The sequence below is a fragment of the Gordonia sp. NPDC003585 genome, from assembly GCF_040610755.1.
GTDB lineage: Bacteria > Actinomycetota > Actinomycetes > Mycobacteriales > Mycobacteriaceae > Gordonia.
In genome coordinates, this window is the sequence record NZ_JBEXMX010000014.1 from 1 (window position 1) to 19,859 (window position 19,859).

Annotated in this window: 22 protein-coding genes; 13 read left to right on the top strand and 9 right to left on the bottom strand. The window is 66.2% G+C overall.

Translation table 11 applies throughout. The features are described from left to right. Nucleotides 1–484: 484 nt before the first annotated feature. The 3 genes from ABZW74_RS05480 to dapD all read right to left on the bottom strand — a co-directional run bounded on the left by ABZW74_RS05480 (nucleotide 485) and on the right by dapD (nucleotide 2,260). Nucleotides 485–598 (bottom strand): RCC1 domain-containing protein, encoded by a 114-nt coding sequence (locus ABZW74_RS05480; protein ID WP_355274702.1) that lies wholly within the window; start codon nucleotides 596–598, stop codon nucleotides 485–487. Then, on the bottom strand, nucleotides 595–1,185 hold the full coding sequence (locus ABZW74_RS05485; protein ID WP_355274704.1) for a serine/threonine-protein kinase: 591 nt from the start codon (nucleotides 1,183–1,185) through the stop codon (nucleotides 595–597). The genes ABZW74_RS05480 and ABZW74_RS05485 overlap by 4 nt, the downstream gene beginning before the upstream one ends. A gap of 106 nt (nucleotides 1,186–1,291) precedes the next feature. After that, a complete protein-coding gene (gene dapD, locus ABZW74_RS05490; protein ID WP_240859144.1) occupies nucleotides 1,292–2,260 on the bottom strand; it encodes a 2,3,4,5-tetrahydropyridine-2,6-dicarboxylate N-succinyltransferase in 969 nt (322 codons plus the stop codon). Nucleotides 2,261–2,296: 36 nt separating this feature from the next. Here dapD and ABZW74_RS05495 point away from each other — a divergent pair, with 36 nt between their 5' ends. Further along, on the top strand, nucleotides 2,297–3,019 hold the full coding sequence (locus ABZW74_RS05495; RefSeq protein ID WP_355274707.1) for a helix-turn-helix domain-containing protein: 723 nt from the start codon (nucleotides 2,297–2,299) through the stop codon (nucleotides 3,017–3,019). 158 nt (nucleotides 3,020–3,177) lie between these two features. Here the strand turns inward: ABZW74_RS05495 and ABZW74_RS05500 are convergent, their stop codons facing one another. Beyond that, nucleotides 3,178–3,585, bottom strand: coding sequence for a VOC family protein (locus tag ABZW74_RS05500; RefSeq protein ID WP_240859148.1), 408 nt, complete (start codon nucleotides 3,583–3,585; stop codon nucleotides 3,178–3,180). Between the two features lie 137 nt (nucleotides 3,586–3,722). On the opposite strand from ABZW74_RS05500, the gene ABZW74_RS05505 reads away from it, so the two are divergent. The 10 genes from ABZW74_RS05505 to ABZW74_RS05550 all read left to right on the top strand — a co-directional run bounded on the left by ABZW74_RS05505 (nucleotide 3,723) and on the right by ABZW74_RS05550 (nucleotide 12,652). Continuing rightward, entirely contained in the window at nucleotides 3,723–4,292 is a 570-nt protein-coding gene (locus ABZW74_RS05505) for a DM13 domain-containing protein (RefSeq protein WP_355274709.1), read from the top strand. A 93-nt stretch (nucleotides 4,293–4,385) separates the two neighbouring features. Beyond that, nucleotides 4,386–5,486: a succinyl-diaminopimelate desuccinylase gene (dapE, locus tag ABZW74_RS05510; RefSeq protein WP_240859152.1), complete on the top strand. Its 1,101-nt coding sequence runs from the start codon at nucleotides 4,386–4,388 to the stop codon at nucleotides 5,484–5,486. 35 nt (nucleotides 5,487–5,521) lie between these two features. Beyond that, nucleotides 5,522–6,346, top strand: a complete 825-nt coding sequence (locus tag ABZW74_RS05515) for a TIGR00730 family Rossman fold protein (protein ID WP_240859153.1) — start codon at nucleotides 5,522–5,524, stop codon at nucleotides 6,344–6,346. After that, nucleotides 6,343–6,915, top strand: coding sequence for a TIGR00730 family Rossman fold protein (locus ABZW74_RS05520; protein WP_240859155.1), 573 nt, complete (start codon nucleotides 6,343–6,345; stop codon nucleotides 6,913–6,915). The genes ABZW74_RS05515 and ABZW74_RS05520 overlap by 4 nt, the downstream gene beginning before the upstream one ends. A gap of 74 nt (nucleotides 6,916–6,989) precedes the next feature. Then, on the top strand, nucleotides 6,990–8,768 hold the full coding sequence (locus ABZW74_RS05525; protein ID WP_240859157.1) for a long-chain-acyl-CoA synthetase: 1,779 nt from the start codon (nucleotides 6,990–6,992) through the stop codon (nucleotides 8,766–8,768). A gap of 194 nt (nucleotides 8,769–8,962) precedes the next feature. Further along, nucleotides 8,963–9,844, top strand: a complete 882-nt coding sequence (folP, locus tag ABZW74_RS05530) for a dihydropteroate synthase (RefSeq protein WP_355274715.1) — start codon at nucleotides 8,963–8,965, stop codon at nucleotides 9,842–9,844. Further along, nucleotides 9,841–10,872, top strand: a complete 1,032-nt coding sequence (locus ABZW74_RS05535) for a glucosyl-3-phosphoglycerate synthase (RefSeq protein ID WP_240859161.1) — start codon at nucleotides 9,841–9,843, stop codon at nucleotides 10,870–10,872. The genes folP and ABZW74_RS05535 overlap by 4 nt, the downstream gene beginning before the upstream one ends. A gap of 106 nt (nucleotides 10,873–10,978) precedes the next feature. Continuing rightward, complete coding sequence (locus ABZW74_RS05540; protein WP_240859163.1) at nucleotides 10,979–11,446, top strand: DivIVA domain-containing protein; 468 nt, start codon at nucleotides 10,979–10,981, stop codon at nucleotides 11,444–11,446. A gap of 86 nt (nucleotides 11,447–11,532) precedes the next feature. Further along, nucleotides 11,533–11,700: a DUF3117 domain-containing protein gene (locus tag ABZW74_RS05545; RefSeq protein WP_004019232.1), complete on the top strand. Its 168-nt coding sequence runs from the start codon at nucleotides 11,533–11,535 to the stop codon at nucleotides 11,698–11,700. Nucleotides 11,701–11,740: 40 nt separating this feature from the next. Then, nucleotides 11,741–12,652, top strand: a complete 912-nt coding sequence (locus ABZW74_RS05550) for a putative RNA methyltransferase (RefSeq protein WP_240859165.1) — start codon at nucleotides 11,741–11,743, stop codon at nucleotides 12,650–12,652. A gap of 27 nt (nucleotides 12,653–12,679) precedes the next feature. Here the strand turns inward: ABZW74_RS05550 and glgA are convergent, their stop codons facing one another. Further along, entirely contained in the window at nucleotides 12,680–13,846 is a 1,167-nt protein-coding gene (glgA, locus tag ABZW74_RS05555; RefSeq protein WP_240859167.1) for a glycogen synthase, read from the bottom strand. A gap of 120 nt (nucleotides 13,847–13,966) precedes the next feature. On the opposite strand from glgA, the gene glgC reads away from it, so the two are divergent. Then, nucleotides 13,967–15,181: a glucose-1-phosphate adenylyltransferase gene (gene glgC, locus ABZW74_RS05560; RefSeq protein ID WP_240859169.1), complete on the top strand. Its 1,215-nt coding sequence runs from the start codon at nucleotides 13,967–13,969 to the stop codon at nucleotides 15,179–15,181. Nucleotides 15,182–15,266: 85 nt separating this feature from the next. On the opposite strand, the gene ABZW74_RS05565 is transcribed toward glgC, so the two are convergent. Genes ABZW74_RS05565 through cofD form a run of 3 tightly spaced genes read right to left on the bottom strand, consistent with a single transcriptional unit; the run spans nucleotide 15,267 to nucleotide 18,234 of the window. Beyond that, the gene (locus ABZW74_RS05565; RefSeq protein ID WP_355274723.1) at nucleotides 15,267–15,839 is read right to left on the bottom strand and encodes an NUDIX domain-containing protein; all 573 of its coding nucleotides are present in this window, start codon (nucleotides 15,837–15,839) and stop codon (nucleotides 15,267–15,269) included. Continuing rightward, the gene (locus tag ABZW74_RS05570) at nucleotides 15,836–17,206 is read right to left on the bottom strand and encodes a coenzyme F420-0:L-glutamate ligase (RefSeq protein WP_355274726.1); all 1,371 of its coding nucleotides are present in this window, start codon (nucleotides 17,204–17,206) and stop codon (nucleotides 15,836–15,838) included. Before ABZW74_RS05570 ends, ABZW74_RS05565 begins: the two co-directional genes overlap by 4 nt. Beyond that, entirely contained in the window at nucleotides 17,203–18,234 is a 1,032-nt protein-coding gene (gene cofD / locus ABZW74_RS05575) for a 2-phospho-L-lactate transferase (RefSeq protein WP_240859175.1), read from the bottom strand. The genes ABZW74_RS05570 and cofD overlap by 4 nt, the downstream gene beginning before the upstream one ends. A 598-nt stretch (nucleotides 18,235–18,832) precedes the next feature. Between cofD and ABZW74_RS05580 the strand changes: the two genes are divergently transcribed. Continuing rightward, nucleotides 18,833–19,090: a WhiB family transcriptional regulator gene (locus ABZW74_RS05580; protein ID WP_240859231.1), complete on the top strand. Its 258-nt coding sequence runs from the start codon at nucleotides 18,833–18,835 to the stop codon at nucleotides 19,088–19,090. Nucleotides 19,091–19,337: 247 nt separating this feature from the next. Here the strand turns inward: ABZW74_RS05580 and ABZW74_RS05585 are convergent, their stop codons facing one another. After that, the gene (locus tag ABZW74_RS05585) at nucleotides 19,338–19,847 is read right to left on the bottom strand and encodes a metallopeptidase family protein (protein WP_355274730.1); all 510 of its coding nucleotides are present in this window, start codon (nucleotides 19,845–19,847) and stop codon (nucleotides 19,338–19,340) included. Nucleotides 19,848–19,859: the final 12 nt, after the last annotated feature.

Genomic DNA, 19,859 nt, shown 5'->3' on the forward strand with positions numbered 1-19,859 from the left:
CGATCGCTACCCAAAACGCTTCCGGCGCTACCGCCCTGCCCATACCGGCTACCTCTCACACGAGGCCTGTTGCGTCGACCGATTGAGGCTGCCCCGGGGTTCATAGTCGTCCGCGAGAATTTTCTGGGGGAGGACTCCAAGGGTAGGGGAAGAAGTTTCTTCCCCTACTTTTGTGGCGCCGGTTCGCGCCGCCGACGAGAATGCCGCCGCTGCGCACTCATGGCAACCGCGTAGTCGGCCGGCCATTGATCCGTTTAAAGTTGAGCCCGGGATCCGGGCTCAACTTCAAACGGATCGTGCGTTCATGCTCGACGACGACACTCTTCCCACCTCCACGATCGCCGACGACGTCCGCGGGTGGGTCGCTGACTCGTCGGCACACCCCCGCCGGGCGCGAGTCCGAGCCGCGGGGACCTGGTGAGAGGACACTATCGACTCACCAGCAGTACTCTTCGGATCGGCGATGTAGTCCGCTGTCTACCTGTCACGTGGCCGGGGTGCCCACGCGCACAGGGGAAGTCCGGTCGGTCGTCGTACCGTCGCCGAGTTGACCCGAAGTGCCCAACCCCCAGCAGTAGGCGGACCCGTTGGAAGTCACACAGGTCGTCTTCGCGTCGGTGCTGATGCTCGTGGCAGTGGTGAGGCCGGAGACGCGCGTCGGAGTGGGCCGACTGGTTTCGGTGGCGTCGCCGATCTGGCCTCAGCGAGCTTGGCGATCCCGAAGTCGAGAACGACGACGCGTTCGATGGTGCCGGTGTCAGGGTTGCGCGGGGTCATGATGTTGGCGGGCTTGATGTCTCGATGGATGACACCATTGCGGTGGGCGAAGTCGAGGGCCGCAGCGACGTCGGTGATGACCCGCAACACCTCGGCCTTCGACAGACCCTGTCCGGAAAGGTCTTGTCCGGCAAGGTATTCCATCGTGAACCAGGGCGTCGACTCAGTGATGCCGAAGTCGTGGATGGTGATGATGCCCGGGTGGCTCAGCGCCGCAGCGGTCTGGGCTTCGGTGGTGAACCGCCGTTCGAAATCCGGGTTACCCTGACCGGCACCGGATATCGCCTTCAGTGCCTGCCGTCGCTTGAGGTGCGGATGCTCGACCAGGAACACCTGGCCCATGCCGCCGCTTCCGAGCAGGGTCAGGATCTGATATCCCGCGAAGGTCGATCCGGGCTGTAGCGGCACGTTTCCTCCTGGGGAGTCGTCGCCGAGGCATCCGGATCGAAGGAAGCGCAGGCGTCGTCCGACCGTCAGTCGATCGGCCGGACGACTCTGTGGCGCGCGTTGGCGCTCAGTTGTGCTTGTGGAGCATCTCGTTCAATGCGATGCCGTCGCCCTTCCACGGCACCACCTCGACGGCGCCGGTAAGGCTGTTGCGGCGGAACAGGAGGTTCGACTGACCGGCGAGTTCGCGCGCCTTGATGCTGGTGCCGTCGGGACCCGTGACCTTGGTGCCCGCCGTGAGGTAGAGGCCCGCTTCGATGACGCAATCGTCGCCGAGTGGAATACCGCAACCCGAGTTGGCACCGAGCAGGCACCGCTTGCCCAGCGAGATGATCTCCTTGCCGCCGCCGGACAGCGTGCCCATCGTCGACGCACCGCCGCCCACGTCGGACCCGTCACCGACGACGACACCCGCGGAGATTCGGCCCTCGACCATCGACGATCCCAGCGTTCCCGCGTTGAAGTTGACGAAACCCTCGTGCATCACGGTGGTGCCTGCCGCGAGGTGCGCCCCGAGACGGACGCGGTCGGCGTCGCCGATGCGCACGCCGCCGGGCAGCACGTAGTCGACCATGCGCGGGAACTTGTCGATCGAGTAGACGGTGACGGGACCCCGCAGTTTCAGCTTGGCGCGCACCGACTCGAAGTTGCCGACGGCGCATGGGCCGTGATTGGTCCACACCACGTTGGAGAGCAGGCCGAACTGCCCGTCGAGGCTGGCACCGTGCGGCTCGACGAGCCGATGGGAGAGCAGATGCAGCCGCAGATAGACGTCGTAGGCGTCGATTGGAGCCGACGACAGATCGCTGATGGTGGTGCGGATCGCCACAACCTTGACCCCACGCGCCTCGTCGACCCCGACCAATTCGGCCAGGTGCGCCGGCGTGCTGTCGGCGTCGAGGATGACGGTTTCCGATGCCTGCACGGTGTCGAGTTCGGGTTCGGGGAACCATGCGTCGAGAACAACGCCCGGATCGGCCGATCCGCCGTTGGTCACGGTCGCGATACCTGTTGCGATTGCGCCAGTTGTAGTCACGGGAGGTCAGTCTACCGGTGCGTCATACTGGAATCCGTGACGGCCGAATCACCTGGCTCATATGGCGAGTGGCGTTGTGCCACGCTTCCGGCAGTCGTGTGGCAGGCGAAGCGTTCTGCGGGACCGGTGCGTATCGACCCCGACGGGTGCATGGACGTGATCTGGACGGGGGATTCGGTGCTGGTTGCCGGACCGGACCGCTCGTCGACCGTTTCGGTCGTCCGCTCCGCCACCACGATGACCGGCATACGGTTCGACCCCGGTCACGCCCCCGGCCTTCTCGGCGTATCCGCTGCCGAACTGGTTGGTTCGCAGGTGGCGGGCTCCGACATTTGGTCGCGAAGTGACGTGGAGCGACTCGAGGACCGGCTGCGTGCATCCGTCGCACCCGATCGTGATCTCGAACTGTGGTGCGCGCAGCGACGTCGGCCACCGCCGAACTGGGTACCGCGGGTCGTCGACGCGCTCGCGAGCGGTCGGACGGTCTCCGAATGTGCGGACGATGCCGCGCTGTCGGAGCGCTCGCTTCACCGACAGGCGTTGCGGTACTTCGGTTATGGTCCCAAGACGTTGGCACGCATCCTGCGGATGCGGCGCGCGACGACCATGATGTCCGTGAGGTCTGCGCGATTCGGTGACGTCGAACTCAGCGATATCGCGGCCGCCTGCGGGTACTCCGACTATGCACACATGTATCGCGACTTCGTCGGCTTCACGGGTTGTGCGCCAACGCAGTTCATACTCTCGACTCGGACTTAGTGGTCCTGTCCAGAAATTCGTCGGGGGTCTTCGGCGTTCGATGAACGACTGGCTGCGTTGTCGTCGGTCACGATAGCGCCGCTATCGCTCCCTCCTCCGCCTTGCCAGTCGTCCATCGCTCCACCGAATACCCCGGACGGATTTATGAACAGCACCACTCAGGTGCCGAGCGCGCAGTAGAAGTCGACGACATTACCGTCCGGATCGTGGACTGCCGCATAGCGCTGGCCCCAAACGGCGTCGAACGGTGCGAGAGACGATCGGTGGCCCGCACCGATCAGCGCCGCGTGCATGCGGTCGACCCCGTCCGGTTCGTCACATTCGAATGCCAGCGCCATCTTGTGTCCGCCGTGACCGGGTTCCCATCCAGGTAGCAGGGTCCTCACGACGTCGTGGGTGTCGAACATGATGCGAAAGCCGCCGATCGCCGCCTCTGCGTGTGGTGCGGCCTCGGCGCCCTCGGCGATGTCGAGTCCGCACATGCGATAGAAGTCGAGGGCGGCGGCCATGTCCTCGACCACCACTGACAGCGCGTTCGCGGTGGGCTTGCGATCGATTGCACTCATGGCATCGACGCTAGCGTCGTCCACGGCGTGCGGTCATGAACGTTTCGGACACAGGAGCGGCGCCCGAAAGACGGCTGCTGTCATGCATTCGGGCGAACCATCTGGTGGAGCGGAACCTCGCGCCCTAATCTCGGCATATGTCCGATTTGGCTTCTCCTCAGGCTCCGCCACGTCGCAAGCGGCGCTGGCCGTGGATTCTCGGCTTCCTCGGCGTATTTCTCGTCATCGCGCTTGCCGTGGGCGCCTTCCTGTTTCAGCCCTGGCTGATCTTCGTCGACAACGAGGTCGACGACGAGATCCCGGTGGCGGTGACCGCGCCGCCCAACGCGTCGGGAACACCGCAACCCGGCGCCTCCGTGATCTTGTCCACCGGCACCCTCATCAGCCACGAGCACGACACCTCGGGCAAGGTGTCGGTCATCAAGAAGCCCGACGGCACAAGGGTTCTCGCGATCGAGAATCTCGACACCACAACCGGTCCCGACGTGCACGTATGGTTGTCCGACGGAGAGGTGAAAGAAGGCGTCGGCGGCTGGCGGACCGCGGCCGACGCGAACAACGTCGACCTCGGACCGATCAAGGGGAACAGGGGAAATCAGGTGTACGCCATCCCCGCCAACGTCGACCTGGCAGATTATCCGGCCGTCTTCCTCTGGTGCGTTCGCTTCAGCGTCTCGTTTGGCGCGGCCACACTCGCGGCACCCTGAGGAGCGCCTGCACAGTTGCGTTTGGCGCAGCCAAGCTCACCGCGCCTTGAGGGGAGCCGACCACACGCAGGTCCCGGCGGCTACGGTGAACCCATGCCGAGCGTCGAACTCGATCTCACCGCCGACCCCATCGATCTGACCGCCGCGCTGGTCGATATCGAGAGCGAGTCGCGCAACGAGGCGAGCATCGCCGACGCGGTCGAGGCTGCTCTGCGCGCACAGGCGCCGGGATTCGAGGTGCTGCGGCATGGGAACCGCGTGCTCGCGCGGACGAATCGTGGACGCGACCGACGGGTGATCCTGGCCGGCCACCTCGACACCGTCCCGGTTGCGGGAAACCTGCCGCATCGCCGGGAGCGCGACGGGGCCGAGGGGGATGTCCTGCACGGATGCGGCACGGTCGACATGAAATCGGGCGATGCGGTGTTCCTGCATCTGGCCGCGACCTTGCGCGATCCCGAACCCGACCTGACCCTCATCTTCTACGACTGCGAGGAGATCGCCGCACGTTACAACGGGCTGGGTTTCCTCGAGCGTGAACTGCCGGAGTGGTTGGCCGGTGATGTCGCGATCCTGGGGGAGCCGACCGCCGGACAGATCGAGGCCGGCTGTCAGGGCACCGTCCGAGTTCGCTTGTCGACCGCCGGGACCCGCGCTCATTCCGCGCGATCGTGGATGGGGGACAACGCGATTCACAAACTCGGTGGAGTGCTCACCACCCTGGCGTCGTACTCGCCGCGGCGGGTCGACATCGACGGCTGCGAGTATCGCGAGGGGCTGTCGGCGGTCGGGGTCGGCGGCGGTGTGGCGGGCAACGTGATCCCCGACGAGGCCTACGTCGACGTCAACTTCCGATTCGCGCCGGACCGGTCCGAGGAACAGGCCGTCGAGCACATCCGTGAGGTCTTCACCGCCGACCTCGCCGCCGGGACAGTGCAATTGGCGGTGACCGACTCGGCTCCGGGCGCCCTGCCCGGCTTGAGTAATCCGGCCGCCGCCGAACTGGTCGCTGCCGCAGACGGACGTTTTCGCGCCAAATACGGCTGGACAGACGTCGCCCGGTTCTCGGCGCGCGGCATCCCGGCGGTGAATCTCGGACCCGGCGACCCCAATCTCGCGCACCGCGTCGACGAACGTGTCCCGGTCGGTCAGATCACCGAGGTCGCCGAGATCCTGCGCACCTACCTGTCCTGATCGTGCCCCGGCCCCGCATGCCTTACCGTGACGGCATGGCGCCCAGCACCGGAAACCAGCCGACCTCCTCGCCCGAGGACGACCCGACCCCTGAGACCTGCTACATCGGGCCGATGCGGGTGCGACGCGACGACGGCCGCCGCAGTCAGACCACCGACCGCCGTCTCCTCGAATGGATCGATCCCCGCGACAGCACGTTGCGCGCCGAACGGACCATGCGTGACTCGTGGCGCGTGCTGAGAATCCAGTCGGAGTTCGTCGCAGGGTTCGACGCGATGAGCGAGGTCGCCGAGGCCGTCACCGTGTTCGGTTCGGCGCGGGTCGCTCCGGGAACTGCCGACTACGACCTGTCGGTGGCGGTCGGCCGCGCGCTGGGGGAGGCGGGCTATGCGGTGATCACCGGTGGCGGACCGGGAGCGATGCAGGCCGCCAATCAAGGCGCGTTCCATACCGGCGCCCAGTCCATCGGACTCAACATCGAGCTGCCCTTCGAACAGCACCTCAATCCGTGGGTCGACCTGGGCATGAACTTTCGCTACTTCTTTGTGCGCAAGACGATGTTCGTCAAGTACGCACAGGCCTTCGTGTGCCTGCCGGGTGGATTCGGCACCCTCGACGAGATGTTCGAGGCACTCACGCTCGTGCAGACCAAGAAGGTCGTGCGGTTCCCGATCGTGCTGGTCGGACGCGACCACTGGTCCGGTCTGGTGGACTGGATGCGCGACGTGCTGCTCGCCAAGCAGATGATCTCCGCCGACGACCTCGACCTCCTGTATCTGGTCGACGAGCCGGCCGAGGCGGTCGAGATCATCGACGCAGCGCGAGCCGGACGATCGACGAGCGGGTCGGTCAAGCCATGAGTGCGGTCTGTGTCTACTGCGCGTCGGGGCGCGTCGAGCAGCGCTATCTCGACCTGGCTGCCGAGGTGGGCGGTGCGCTGGCCCGCGCCGGCCACGTGACCGTCTCCGGCGGCGGCAACATCTCGATGATGGGTGCGCTGGCCGAGGCGGCTCGCGCTGCGGGCGGCACGACGATCGGCATCATCCCGCGGGCACTCATGGAACGCGAGGTCGCCGATCTGGGCGCCGACGAACTCGTCATCACCGAGACCATGCGCGAACGCAAACGCATGATGGATGAGCGGTCGGATGCGTTCATCACGCTGCCCGGCGGCATCGGGACACTCGAGGAACTGTTCGAGACGTGGACGGCCGGATACCTCGGAATGCACGACAAACCGGTGATCCTGCTCGATCCCTTCGATTTCTATGCGCCGTTGCGCACCTGGCTGGAAGACTTGGCCGGGCAGGGGTTTGTCGCGCGTCGATCGCTCGATCGGCTCCTGGTCACCGACTCGGTGGCGGGGGCGCTCGCACTTGTGGCGGGTCGAGGGGATGTTGTCGCGGAGCCTCTTGCTACTGACCGGTAAGGTGTGTTGACATCGTCAACGCGCGTTGTCGTCGTCCACTGTCGTCATCCATTACCGGAGAGCGAGACCTGCAAATGCCCTCTCACGACACCAAGTCTGTCGTTGGAATAAAGGACCTGGTCAGAGGTGTCGTGAAGATGGCGCCACAGGCCCATCACATGATCAAGCACGCGCCGGGACTGATCCGTCGTCCCGCCGATGCCAAACGCACCATCGGGTCGATCTTCCAGAGGCATGCGCAAGCGCATCCGGATCGGCCGTTCGTGCGGTTCGAGGGCAAGACCACCACCTACGGTGAGGCCAATCGCCGGGTGAATCGCTACGCCGCGGTGCTGGCCGAGAACGGGGTGGCCAAGGGTGATGTGGTCGCGATCCTGTCCAAGAACTGTCCGACCGACCTGTTCCTCATGCTCGCGACGGTCAAGCTGGGCGCGATCGCCGGCATGCTGAACTACAACCAGCGTGGCAGCGTCATCGAGCACAGCATGACGTTGCTCGGCGCTCGCGTGCTGGTGCACGACCCGCAGTGCGCCGAGGCCTTCGAGTCGATTCCGTCGGAGGCACTGCCCGAGCATGTCTTCGACTTCACCGAGTTCGACGCCGAGGCCGACGGGAAGCCGGAGACCGACCCCTCGGTCACCGAGACACTGCCGGCGGCGACGGAAGCCTTCTACATCTTCACCTCGGGAACCACCGGACTCCCCAAGGCCAGCGTGATGAGCCACAACCGCTGGCTGGCGAGCATGTCGGGTATCGGCGGGCTGGCCGTACGGCTGCGGCACAGCGACACCATGTACGTGCCGCTGCCGCTGTACCACAACAACGCACTATCGGTGTCGCTGTCGTCGGTCCTCGCGGCCGGTGCCTGCATCGCCATCGGCAAGCAGTTCTCGGCGTCGAAGTTCTGGGACGACGTCATCCTCAACCGGGCGACTGCGTTCTGCTATATCGGCGAGTTGTGCCGCTACCTGCTGGCCCAGCCCGAGAAGCCCACCGACCGGCAGCATTCGGTGCGACTCTGCGTCGGCAACGGTATGCGACCTGACATCTGGGACGAGTTTCGGGAGCGGTTCGGCATCGACCGCATCGTCGAGTTCTATGGCGCCAGCGAACTCAATCTGGTGTTCGTGAATGCGTTCAGCGCCAGCCGCACCGCGGGCTTCTGTCCGCTGCCGTACGCGATTGTCGAGTACGACGAGGACGGCGCGCCCAAGCGTGACTCCGACGGCCGGCTGACCAAGGTCGGTCGTGGTGGCACCGGTCTGCTCATCTCCGGGATCAACGATCGCGTGCCGGTCGACGGCTACACCGATCCGGAGGAGACCGAGAAGAAGATCATCCGCGACGCGTTCAAGGACGGCGACTCCTGGTTCAACTCGGGTGACCTGGTCCGCGATCAGGGTTTCTCGCACATCGCGTTCGTCGACCGACTGGGCGATACGTTCCGCTGGAAGGGCGAGAACGTGGCGACCACCGAGGTCGAGGCCGGACTCGACGGCATCGACGCCATTTCGCAGTCCGTGGTGTTCGGGGTGGAGATCCCCGGCACCGACGGCAAGGCCGGTATGGCCGCGGTGACCGTGCGTGACGGCGCCGATCTGGACGGCAAGAAGATCGCCGACCACCTCTACGACGTACTGCCGGGTTATGCCGTGCCGTTGTTCATCCGCGTCGTCGACCAGCTCGAGCAGACCTCGACCTTCAAGAGTCGCAAGGTCGAACTGCGCGAGGAGGCCTACGAGAAGACCGGCGACGACACGTTGTTCGCACTGGCCGGCCGGTCCGATGGGTACGTGAAGTATTACGACTCCTATCCCGACGATGTGGCAGCCGCGAAGGCGCCCAAGAACTGATCTGCAGAGTCGGGTCTCAGGTGCACAAACCGCCAACCGCTCCCTGAGGTGCGAGGAGCCCTGGCGACGAGCCTCGAAGGGCGTGGTGAGGCGACAATGTCAGCTCACCAGGGGCTTCGAGGCTCGCAGGCTCGCGCCTCAGCCGGCGGGACTGGCGCGACGGGTTGCCCGGCCGCATCACTACTGTGGGCGACATGATCTCGACGCCGGCTCTGTCGCCGACGCTGTGTGGACGCCCGGTCCCAACCGACCGCGCTCTCGTGATGGCGATCGTCAACCGCACCCCGGACTCCTTCTACGACAAGGGTGCGAGCTTCGCCGACGACGCCGCGCAGGCCCGCATTGCCCGTGTGGTCGACGAAGGCGCCGACATCGTCGACGTGGGCGGTGTGAAGGCGGGACCGGGCGAGCATGTGGACGCCGCCACCGAAGCCGCACGCGTCGTACCGATGATCGCGTGGATTCGTGAGACGCACCCCGACCTGCTCATCAGCGTCGACACCTGGCGTTCGGACGTGGCCGATGCCGCATGCGCGGCCGGTGCGGATCTCATCAACGACACCTGGGCCGGCTCCGACCCAGACCTCGTGCACGTGGCCGCGACCCGCGGTGCGGGCATCGTCTGCTCTCATACCGGTGGCGCCACGGTCCGCACCCGTCCACACCGCGTCGGCTACCAGAACATCGTCGGCGAAGTGGTCGCCGAACTCACCACGGCCGCTGCCCGTGCAGCCGACGCCGGAGTTGCCCGAGACTCGATCGTTATCGATCCGACGCACGATTTTGGCAAGAACACCCACCACGGTTTGGCCTTGTTACGCCACGTAAAAGATCTTGTTAATACGGGCTGGCCTGTGTTGATGGCGCTCAGCAACAAAGACTTTGTGGGGGAGACTCTGGGTGTGGATCTCGAACAACGGTTGGAGGGCACCCTCGCTGCGACCGCTCTGAGTGCCGAACACGGCGCCCGGATCTTTCGTGTGCATGAGGTGGCTGCCACTCGTCGCGTGGTCGACATGGTCGCTGCCATAGCGGGAACAAGACCTCCCGCCCGAACAGTCAGGGGACTCGCATGACCAAACAGGTAAGACGAACCCATCCGAGCGCCGTCAACAACCGGGACCGGACAGCGATCTGGCCCACTCCCGCCGAGACCGCGACCAGCAAGCAGCGCTGGTCGTCGACTCACACGTGGGAACAGCCCGATTGGACGATCGACGAACTCGTCGCAGCCAAGGACGGACGCACCGTGTCGGTGGTCCTGCCCGCGCTCGACGAGGAGGAGACCGTCGCCGACGTGATCGCCACGATCCGTCCGCTGCTGGGCACGCTCGTCGACGAACTCATCGTCCTCGACTCCGGCTCGACGGATGCGACCGCCGAACGGGCCCGCGCCGCGGGTGCCGAGGTGATCTCGCGTGAGGAGGCCGTGCCCGAACTCGACCCCATCAAGGGGAAGGGCGAGGTGCTGTGGCGGTCGATCGCGGTGACGACCGGCGACCTCATCGCCTTTGTCGATTCCGACCTCATCGACCCAGACCCCATGTTCGTACCCAAGATGCTGGGCCCGCTGCTCGTGAACCCCGACATCCATCTGGTCAAGGGCTACTACCGGCGCCCGTTGCGGACCGGCGGCACCCAGGATGCCAACGGCGGTGGCCGGGTCACCGAACTCGTTGCCCGCCCGCTACTGGCGTCGCAGAAGCCGGACCTCACGGCGGTGCTGCAGCCGCTGGGTGGCGAATACGCCGGCACTCGCGAACTGCTGTCGTCGGTGCCTTTCGCGCCCGGCTACGGCGTGGAGATCGGCCTGCTGATCGACACCTACGACAAGTACGGCCTCACCGGTATCGGCCAGGTCAACCTCGGTGTGCGGACACATCGCAATCGTCCGCTCATCGAGCTCGGCGTCATGAGCCGACAGATTGTGGGGACGCTGATGCGCCGCTGCAAGCTCGACGACTCCGGGGTGGGCCTCACCCAGTTCACCGCCGAACCCGACGGTTCGTTCACGCCGCACACCACCGAGGTCTATCTCGAAGACCGACCGCCGATGAACACCATCCGCCCCGCGGAGATCGACGACGAGGAGATGGCTTCCTGACGACGGCCTGACCCTACCGGTGTGCCGGGGCCGACGACAGTGTCGATGATGCCAAGTTCCCCGGCGCCCAACGGTGCCGCCACGGCCGTCTGCCAAGATTGAACGCATGCAGACGATACTGCTGTATTTGCTGATCATGGCGATCGTCGTCGCGGCTGTCTTCGCTGTGGTGTGGTTTGCGTTCGGTCGGGGCGAGGATCTGCCGCCGATCGAACGGGGCACGACGCTGACCACGTTGCCGCCTTCGGGGATCACGAGCGACGACGTCCGTGCACTGCGCTTCGCACAGACCCTGCGTGGCTACAAGCAGTCCGAGGTCGATTGGGCGCTGGCCCGCCTGGCCGCAGAGATCGACGAACTCCGTGGCTCACTCGCCGATCTGCACGCACGCAACGAGCGTGTCTGCCCGTCCGATGCCACCGCGGATGTCGGTGCCGCCGAGCCGGCGTTCCAGACGTGGGAACCCGATGACGATGACGCGGACGTATCTCAGGACTCGTCCGACGCGGCCGTCGGAAACGTGGATTCGGCCACGTCCGGACCGGTCGACGTCGCCGATCCTGCGCAGACCTGATCGGCGCACGCAGCATGCCTGGCAGGATCGGAGGACCTCGGCACGTATCATGTCTCTAGCAGGTCGTCGTTGAAGGGAGCTTGAGAATGGCGGCAATGAAGCCACGTACTGGGGACGGGCCCCTCGAAGCGGCCAAGGAAGGACGTGGGATCGTTGTCCGGATTCCGATTGAAGGCGGCGGACGCCTGGTCGTCGAGCTGACGGCCGACGAGGCTGCCGCGCTCGGGGAGGAATTGCGCGGGGTCACCGGCTGACCCCGCAACACTGACCGCCCATACGTCGCCCACCGATCCGGTGCCGCACTCACGCGACGCGCGACCGGGTCGTCTCGACGGGATCGCGCAGGCGCTCGATGTCCTGCGCTGCCCGGTGTGTGGTGAACCCTTCGATGTCGTCGGCGGCTCGTTGCGATGCGGTGCGGCACATTCTTTCGACGTCGCCCGCCAGGGGTACGTCTCGCTGCTCGACGGACGATCTGGTGCTCTTCGCGCCGACACCGCCGACATGGTTGCCGCACGTGACCGTGTCCACAGCGCCGGCGTGTTCGATCCCGTGGTGGACGCAGCCGCGCAAGTGGGTGCGGTGGCCATCGTCGGCGCGCATCCAGGGCGGCGCCCGTTGGTTCTCGACGCCGGTGCAGGTGGCGGGCATTACCTGCGGGCCGTGTTACGGGAGGCGGCCGATCGAGGTGCCGACGCACGTGGTCTGGGGATAGACCTGTCGCGGCAATGCGCGCGAGCACTGGTGCGTGGTGAACCCGCGGTGACCGCGGTGACCGCCGACATCTGGCGTGGCCTGCCGGTCGCCGACGACTGTGTCGCAGTACTGCTGTCGATCTTCTCGCCCCGCAACGCAGCCGAGTTCGCCCGCGTGCTGAGCCCCGACGGCCGGCTGATCGTGGTTCGCCCGCTACCCGGGCACCTCGGTGAGATCATCGCGCCGATGCACATGTTGTCGGTGGACGACGCCAAGACCGCACGCGTGCACGCCGCTCTGGACGATCACGTCGAGGTTCTCGTCGAAAATGAGCTGACGTACTCGGTCCGGATTCCGGCGCCCGTGGTGGCCGACCTGGCCGGGATGGGTCCGTCGGCATTCCATCTCGATGCCGGCCAGATCGATGCGCTCGCACATGCTCTCGCCGGCGACGGCGTCGTCGAGGTCACGGTGTCGGTGGCCATCACCGTGTGCGGCAGATCGGCGTGAACCGATCTGCTGATCGTCAGTGCATCTTCAGTGCATGACGGACTGGTAGACCTCGAGTGTCTGTGCCGCGATCGTGTCCCAGGAGAATTCGGATTCGGCACGCTCTCGGCCCGCGATGCCCATGGCCTCCGCAGTCTGCGGGTCGGTCACGACCGCGTTGACGGCGTCGGCGAGACCTGCTTCGAACCCGCGCGGGTCCACCGGGTCATACCGGACGAGGCGACCGGTGACGTTGTCGCGCACGACCTCAGGTATGCCGCCGACCTCGGATGCGACCACGGCTGTGCTGCAAGCCATCGCTTCCAAATTCACGATGCCGAGCGGCTCGTACACCGATGGGCACACAAAGACCGTTGCTGCGGTGAGGATTTCGCGGATGCGTGGATGGGGCAGCATTTCCCGCACCCAAAAGACACCCGGTCGGGATTCGGAAAGCGCGGCCACCGCCGACTCCACCTCGGCGCCGATCTCCGGAGTGTCCGGTGCGCCCGCGCACAGCACCAATTGGATGGACGGATCGAAATGGTGCGCCGCGGCGACGAGATGGGCGACGCCTTTCTGGCGGGTGATCCGCCCGACGAAGGCGACGATCGGTCGAGTGGGGTCGACGCCGAGGGACACGAGCGTCGACTCCGGGCCGAACGGGTCGTCGACCGGGTACCAGGATGTCGTGTCGATCCCGTTGCGCACCACGTGGACTCGATCGGGGTCGAGTCGGGGATAGGTGTGGCAGACGTCGTTGCGCATACCCGAACTCACCGCGATGACGGCGTCGGCGTATTCGACGGCGTTGCGCTCCACCCAACTCGATACGCGATAGCCGCCACCGAGTTGTTCTGCCTTCCAGGGGCGCATCGGCTCGAGCGAGTGAGCGGTGAGCACGTGCGGAACGCCGTAGAGCTCGCCGGCCAGGTGCCCCGCCAGCCCGGCGTACCAGGTGTGCGAATGCACCACGTCGGCACCGGCAGCGCCGACGACCATCCGCAGGTCGGTCGACAGTGTGGTGATGGCCGCGTTGGCTCCGGCGAGCCCCGGATCCGGTTCGTAGACATGCGCGGTCTCTCGGGGCGCTCCCATGCAGTGCACGTCGACGGTGGCGAGGCTTCGGAGGTGGCGCACCAGCTCGGTCACGTGTACGCCGGCGCCGCCGTACACCTCGGGTGGGTACTCACGCGTCATCATGGCCACCCTCATGGTGACGACGCTAGTGCCAACGAGCCGAGTTCGCCAACGGTGTCGCGAAACACGTAAGAGGCTGCGACCTGCCGGTCGATTCGTATGGCCTCGAGCATCGATCGCGGTTAAGTTTGACGTGTGAGATCACAGCCGCACGTGCTCGGAATCGTTCTCGCAGGCGGTGAGGGTAAACGCCTGTACCCATTGACGATGGACCGTGCGAAGCCTGCGGTGCCCTTCGGGGGTGCGTACCGCCTGATCGACTTCGTCCTGTCCAATCTGGTGAACGCCGGCTATGAGCGGATTTGCGTGCTGACGCAATACAAGTCGCATTCACTCGACCGTCATATCTCGCAGACCTGGTGGACATCGGGATTTCACGGTGAGTACATCACGCCGGTGCCGGCGCAGCAGCGCTTGGGCCCGCGGTGGTACACCGGCAGTGCGGATGCGATCTTCCAGTCGATGAACCTGATCACCGACGAGCAACCCGAGTACATCGTGGTGTTCGGAGCCGATCACGTCTATCGCATGGATCCGTCGCAGATGGTCGAGGCGCACATCCAGGCAGGCGCAGACGTGACGGTCGCCGGGATCCGGGTGCCACGCTCGGAGGCATTTGCCTTCGGGTGCATCGACTCCGACGAATCGGGACTGATCACCCGGTTCCTCGAGAAGCCCAAAGATCCGCCGGGGACGCCCGACGACCCGGATGCGACGTTCGCGTCGATGGGCAACTATGTGTTCACGACCGAGGCGTTGGTGGAGGCGATTCGTGCCGATGCCGCCAACCCCGACTCCGACCACGACATGGGTGGGGACATCATCCCGGCCTTCGTGAACCGCAATGCGGCCTACGTCTACGACTTCAAGAACAACGAGGTGCCCGGAGCCACCGAGCGCGACAAGGGGTACTGGCGCGACGTCGGCACCCTGGACGCGTTCTACGACGCGCACATGGATCTGGTGTCGGTGCACCCGATCTTCAACCTGTACAACCGTCGCTGGCCGATCCGCGGCGAGACGCACAACCTGCCGCCGGCCAAGTTCGTCCAGGGTGGCATCGCGCAGGACTCGGTCGTAGGGGCGGGTTGCATCGTTTCCGCTGCCACAGTGCGGGATTCGGTGCTCTCCTCGAATGTGATCATCGAGGACGGAGCCATTGTCGAGGGCAGCGTGCTGATGCCTGGCGCGCGTGTCTGCAAGGGCGCGGTGGTCCGCCACGCGATCCTCGACAAGAACGTCATCGTGGGCGAGGGCGAGCACCTCGGCGTCGACGCCGACCACGATCGCGACCGGTTCTCGGTGAGCGCCGGCGGTGTGGTCACCGTCGGCAAGGGAATTCGCGTCTGATCCACCGCAGCCAGGTCCGAAGAGTCCCATCCGCCCCCTGAGGTGCGAGCGGTGCGAGCCTCGAAGGGCCTGGTGACAGTTGAGACTATGCCACTCGGCGTGCGCGGCCCCGAGTGATCAGCGTCCACATGTCACCGGTGCGTGCGGTCTCCGGAAGCGCAGCCACCGGCCACCAGCGCAGATCCACCGATTCGTCGCTGCACTCGATGTCCGGCAGGCTGCCGTCGTGGGTCGGTGGAGCCACTGCTCGGTAGCGCACGTCGAGGTGCCGTGTCGGAACACCGAGCGAGCAGCTGATCGGATGGGTGTGCAGGGTGACGATGCCACCCGACAGTGCCAGGTCGGCGATCCCGGATTCTTCGCGCGCCTCGCGCAACGCGGCGTCGGCGAGGCGGTCGTCGGTCTCCTCGCAGTGCCCGCCCAATTGAATCCACTTGCCGACGCGGGGATGTAGCGTCAACAGCACGTGGTCGAGGGTGGCGTCGAAGACCACCGCCGACGCCGTGAGGTGACCGGCGACGCAGCGGCGCAGGCACGCATCCGGCGCGGACGCGAGGAAGGCGAGATACGCGTGCCGCAGGGCGTCCTGCTCGACGTCGGGTGCGTTCCACGCGGTCAGCGCCTCGACGGCGGAGGTGTGCAGTGACTCTCTGCTCACAACTCGATCACCCAGTCGGTGGTCGGCGCCGACGGGCGTAGCCCCGCGGGTGCGGCAGGGTAGCCGATGGCGATGGCGCCCAATGGTTCCCAATCGTCGGAAACTTCGAGTGCCGCTCGCACCGTCGGGGCAGCGAAGATCGTGGAACCGACCCAGCAGCTTCCGAGATCGCGCACGGCAAGGGCGATCAACAGAGTTGCGACCGCGCCGCCGGCCGCGACGGTGAACATGGTGTGTTCGGCGGCGTTGCGGCGGATGTCGGGATACTGGTGTGCTCCGTCGGGAACCAGGAACGGAATCACCAATTCCGGAGCGTCGTAGAGGATCTGGCCGCGCCGGAGTCGGCGGGTGATCGAATCCTCGCTCTTGCCATCGGATTCGAGGTCGCCGCGCCATGCCGCCGTCATGGCGTCGAGGAGTTGCTGTCTTCGGGTGCGCGACCGCAGCCACACGAAGCGGACCGGATGGGTGTGATGCGGTGCCGGAGCCGTCAGTGCCTCGGCGAGTGCGGCACGGAGGTCGTCCGCGGGTACGGGCTCGGGTGCGAAGTTGCGCACCGAACGTCGTGCGCGCACCGCTTCACGACGGCCCTGCTCGATCGCCTCGGCAGTGCCGAGCCGGAACAGATCCTCATCGGCCGGCCGGATCAGATCCGCTGCGGTGGTGCCGTTGTCGACGGGAGCGAGTCCCCGTACCACCGCGACCGGCACGCCGGCCAGCTTCCCCTTCACGAGATCTGCTGCGGCAGCGACCTCGTCGGCGACCGCGATGTCGGTGACGATCAGTTCGTTGCCGTGTGCGTCTTCGCCGCCGGCGTACGGGTGGGAGACCGACATCCCGGCCGCCCCGATGGCGACGTCGGTCTGTCCATTGCGCCAGGCCCGGCCCATGGTGTCGGTGATGAGCACGGCGACGTCCACGCCGTGGCATCGCGCCAGTGCCTCGCGCAGTTGCGCCGCACTGAGGTCGGGGTCGACCGGCAGCAGCGCGAGTTGGTCGGCGGGGACGTTGGAACCGTCGACGCCCGCGGCAGCCTGGACCAGCCCGATTCGGTTCTCGGTGATCAGCGTCCGGTTCTTGCGGGCCAACACGCGGACCGACTCGTCGTCGACCAGCTTGCGGCGCAACGTGTCCCGCTCGTCGGGGTCGGTGGGGGCGGGCACCATCCGGCCCTCGACCTTGGAGATGATCTTGCTCGTCACCACCAGCACGTCGCCTGAGCGGAGCCACGGTGCGGCGCGAACGATTTCAGCTGCGAGGTCGGAGTCGCCGGAGAACTCGGGCAGGTCGGCGACAGGCAGGATCTCGATGCTGCCCGGTGCGCGATGGTCGGGTCGGAGGTCGACTTGACGGGGTACGTCACTCACCGGAGGTTCGCCTCCGGGGTGGGCACACCGACCAGTGCGCATGCGGCCCGCACCATCTGTGCGGTCGTCGGCGGGTCGGTCATCAACAGCGGGGCCGAACCGACGGTCATACCGTCGACCTGGGCGTGGTCGCCATCGGCGATCAGCCATCCGTCGAGAATCCCGTTGCCCTTGCGCGGGCCGTAGTGCTCGGCGATGCCCTGGGCGGATGACTCCACGCCGAGCACCGACAGGCATTCGTCGGCCATACCGCGGAGCGGGCGATTGTCGATGACCGGGGAGATGCCGACCACCGGCGCAGACGTGTTACGCAGGGCTGCACGCAGTCCCGGAACGCTCACGATGGCGCCGATGCTGACGACCGGATTGCTCGGCGCGAGGAGCACCACATCGGCCTCGGCGATCGCCTCGGTCACCCCCGGAGCAGCGGTGGTGTCGTCCGACCCCACCTGGGCGAATCCGAACGTGTCGATCTGGGCACGATGCCGAACCCACCACTCCTGGAAGTGGATTGCGACTCGCTCACCTTCCGCGCCACTGGGTTTCGCGACGACCACATGTGTCTCGTGCCGGTCGTCGGTGGCCGGAAGCAGTCGGACGCCGGGCTGCCAGCGGCGGCACAGCGCCGCCGTGACGTCCGACAGGCGGTAGCCGGCGTCGAGCATCTGAGTGCGGATGAGATGGGTGGCCAGGTCGCGGTCACCGAGTCCGAACCAGTCCGGATCGGCGCCGTAGGCGGCCAGTTCCTCTTTGGCGTGCCAGCTTTCGTCGATGCGGCCCCAACCGCGTTCGGGATCGATACCGCCGCCGAGGGTGTACATGCAGGTATCGAGGTCGGGACAGATCCGAACGCCGTGCATCCAGGCGTCGTCACCGACGTTGACGATCGCGGTGATCTCGTGTTCGGCCACGGCGTCGGATCCCGAATCATCCGGTGGCGGCGGAAAGGGTGTCGAACCCAGCATCTCGCGCACGCCGATCAGGAATCGTGCGCCACCGACGCCTCCGACAAGAACGGTCACCTTCACACGGCCACTCTACTGAGGGGCAAAATGGGTGAGGTACGCGGTCAGAAACGCCGACCGTCGTGTCGATCCCTCCAATGACGGATCGCGATGGTATTAAGGAATTTTCTCGTTCGGCTTGACCGCGACCGCCCCGGGCGTGTGTAATCACATCAGTGTCATTCCTGGTTTGATATCGAGAACCGCTGAAGGGCAACGGTTTCGCTCGGGTGTTCGAATCCGGATGATGGGTTGGCGCCCGGCGAGGTCTCGGCGGCGAAGGCCCTCGGCACATGGTGAAGATCGAGAATTGGTGTGGCAGGGGTGGTGAGTGCGGCGCTGATTGTGCGGGGCAAGGGCGCCGGAACGACGAGCAACAAGACAGACTACGACTTCCCAGAGCTAGGAGGCGCCGACGATGGCTTTCGACAACGCGATCGGCAATCCTTTTGAATCCCAAGATCCTTCGTCGTCTTCCGAAACCACGGACGGCTACGCCGGTAACGATGGCTTGTTCAACAGCCTTGGCCCGGTTGATGATTCGATGATCGGTGGCACCGCTGTGCGCACCGCGCCGACGGTCGGCGAGCCTTGTGAGGCTTCCCAGCGTCGGCATCTCTCGCTGGTGCCCAACGATTTCGACGATCTCTTCGACGCTGTCGAAGATCAATGGCAAGACCGCGCGCTGTGTGCCCAGACCGATCCGGAGGCGTTCTTTCCGGAGAAGGGTGGCTCCACCCGCGAGGCCAAGCGCATCTGCCAGGGCTGCGAGGTCAAGGCCGAGTGCCTTGAGTACGCACTGCACAACGACGAACGCTTCGGCATCTGGGGCGGATTGTCCGAGCGCGAGCGTCGCCGCCTGAAGCGCGGCATCATCTGAGTCTCTCCAGATCTCCGGCGACCCTCGACCGCTGATCGAGCCGGTACCGAGCGGAGCGAGGCACCGTGTCGAGATCACTGGTGATCCGTCACGTGGTCTCGACACGCTTCCTCGCCTGGCGGCTCGGTAGCGGCTCGACCAGCGGAAGGGTCCGCGATCCGACGAAACGCTGGCCGCGCTCGGGAACGTATTGATCACTCCGGCCCGCGATCCAACGAAACGCTGGCCGCGCTCGGGAACGTATTGATCACTCCGGCCCGCGATCAACCGTGTCCTCGTCGACGCCGAGGTGGGTGGCGACTTGCTGAACCAACACTTCGTGGACGAGTTCGAGGAGATCTGCGCCGCGTTTGGCGCGGCTCTCGAGGGGTCGACGGAACAAGATGATCTGCGCGCGGGTGGGGGCGCCGTGTACGTCGATACCGGCCGGGATGAGTCGGGCCAGCGGCACGGCCCCGTCGGCGGTGACCTCGTCGGGCCATTGCACGGTTTCGGGGTCGCGGGGGAGGAGTCGGGGGATGTCGTCGACGGCGACGTCGAGCCCGGAGATCTGGTCGTGCCAGCGGGCGTCGATCTCGGCGAAGGCCTCGAGTGCCACGGCGTCGAACTCGTCGGATCTGCTGTTCCAGGCCGGGACGGACTGTGGCAGAAGGGGGGCTCGCAGGCCGCGCCCGCGCCGGTCCCGGTGGCTGGGCCGGCGCCGGCGGGGTGAGCGGCGGGAAGCTCGGTCGCGTGCGGGTGACGGCTCGAATCGCATGGCGTGAGTCTA

Coding starts and splice junctions, on each gene's coding strand:
- ABZW74_RS05585 (WP_355274730.1), bottom strand. CDS start 19,847: ATGCGATTCGAGCCGTCACCCGCACGCGACCGAGCTTCCCGCCGCTCA.
- glgA (WP_240859167.1), bottom strand. CDS start 13,846: ATGAGGGTGGCCATGATGACGCGTGAGTACCCACCCGAGGTGTACGGC.
- dapE (WP_240859152.1), top strand. CDS start 4,386: ATGCCGAGCGTCGAACTCGATCTCACCGCCGACCCCATCGATCTGACC.
- ABZW74_RS05520 (WP_240859155.1), top strand. CDS start 6,343: ATGAGTGCGGTCTGTGTCTACTGCGCGTCGGGGCGCGTCGAGCAGCGC.
- ABZW74_RS05505 (WP_355274709.1), top strand. CDS start 3,723: ATGTCCGATTTGGCTTCTCCTCAGGCTCCGCCACGTCGCAAGCGGCGC.
- ABZW74_RS05545 (WP_004019232.1), top strand. CDS start 11,533: ATGGCGGCAATGAAGCCACGTACTGGGGACGGGCCCCTCGAAGCGGCC.
- ABZW74_RS05525 (WP_240859157.1), top strand. CDS start 6,990: ATGCCCTCTCACGACACCAAGTCTGTCGTTGGAATAAAGGACCTGGTC.
- ABZW74_RS05540 (WP_240859163.1), top strand. CDS start 10,979: ATGCAGACGATACTGCTGTATTTGCTGATCATGGCGATCGTCGTCGCG.
- ABZW74_RS05535 (WP_240859161.1), top strand. CDS start 9,841: ATGACCAAACAGGTAAGACGAACCCATCCGAGCGCCGTCAACAACCGG.
- ABZW74_RS05500 (WP_240859148.1), bottom strand. CDS start 3,585: ATGAGTGCAATCGATCGCAAGCCCACCGCGAACGCGCTGTCAGTGGTG.
- ABZW74_RS05515 (WP_240859153.1), top strand. CDS start 5,522: ATGGCGCCCAGCACCGGAAACCAGCCGACCTCCTCGCCCGAGGACGAC.
- folP (WP_355274715.1), top strand. CDS start 8,963: ATGATCTCGACGCCGGCTCTGTCGCCGACGCTGTGTGGACGCCCGGTC.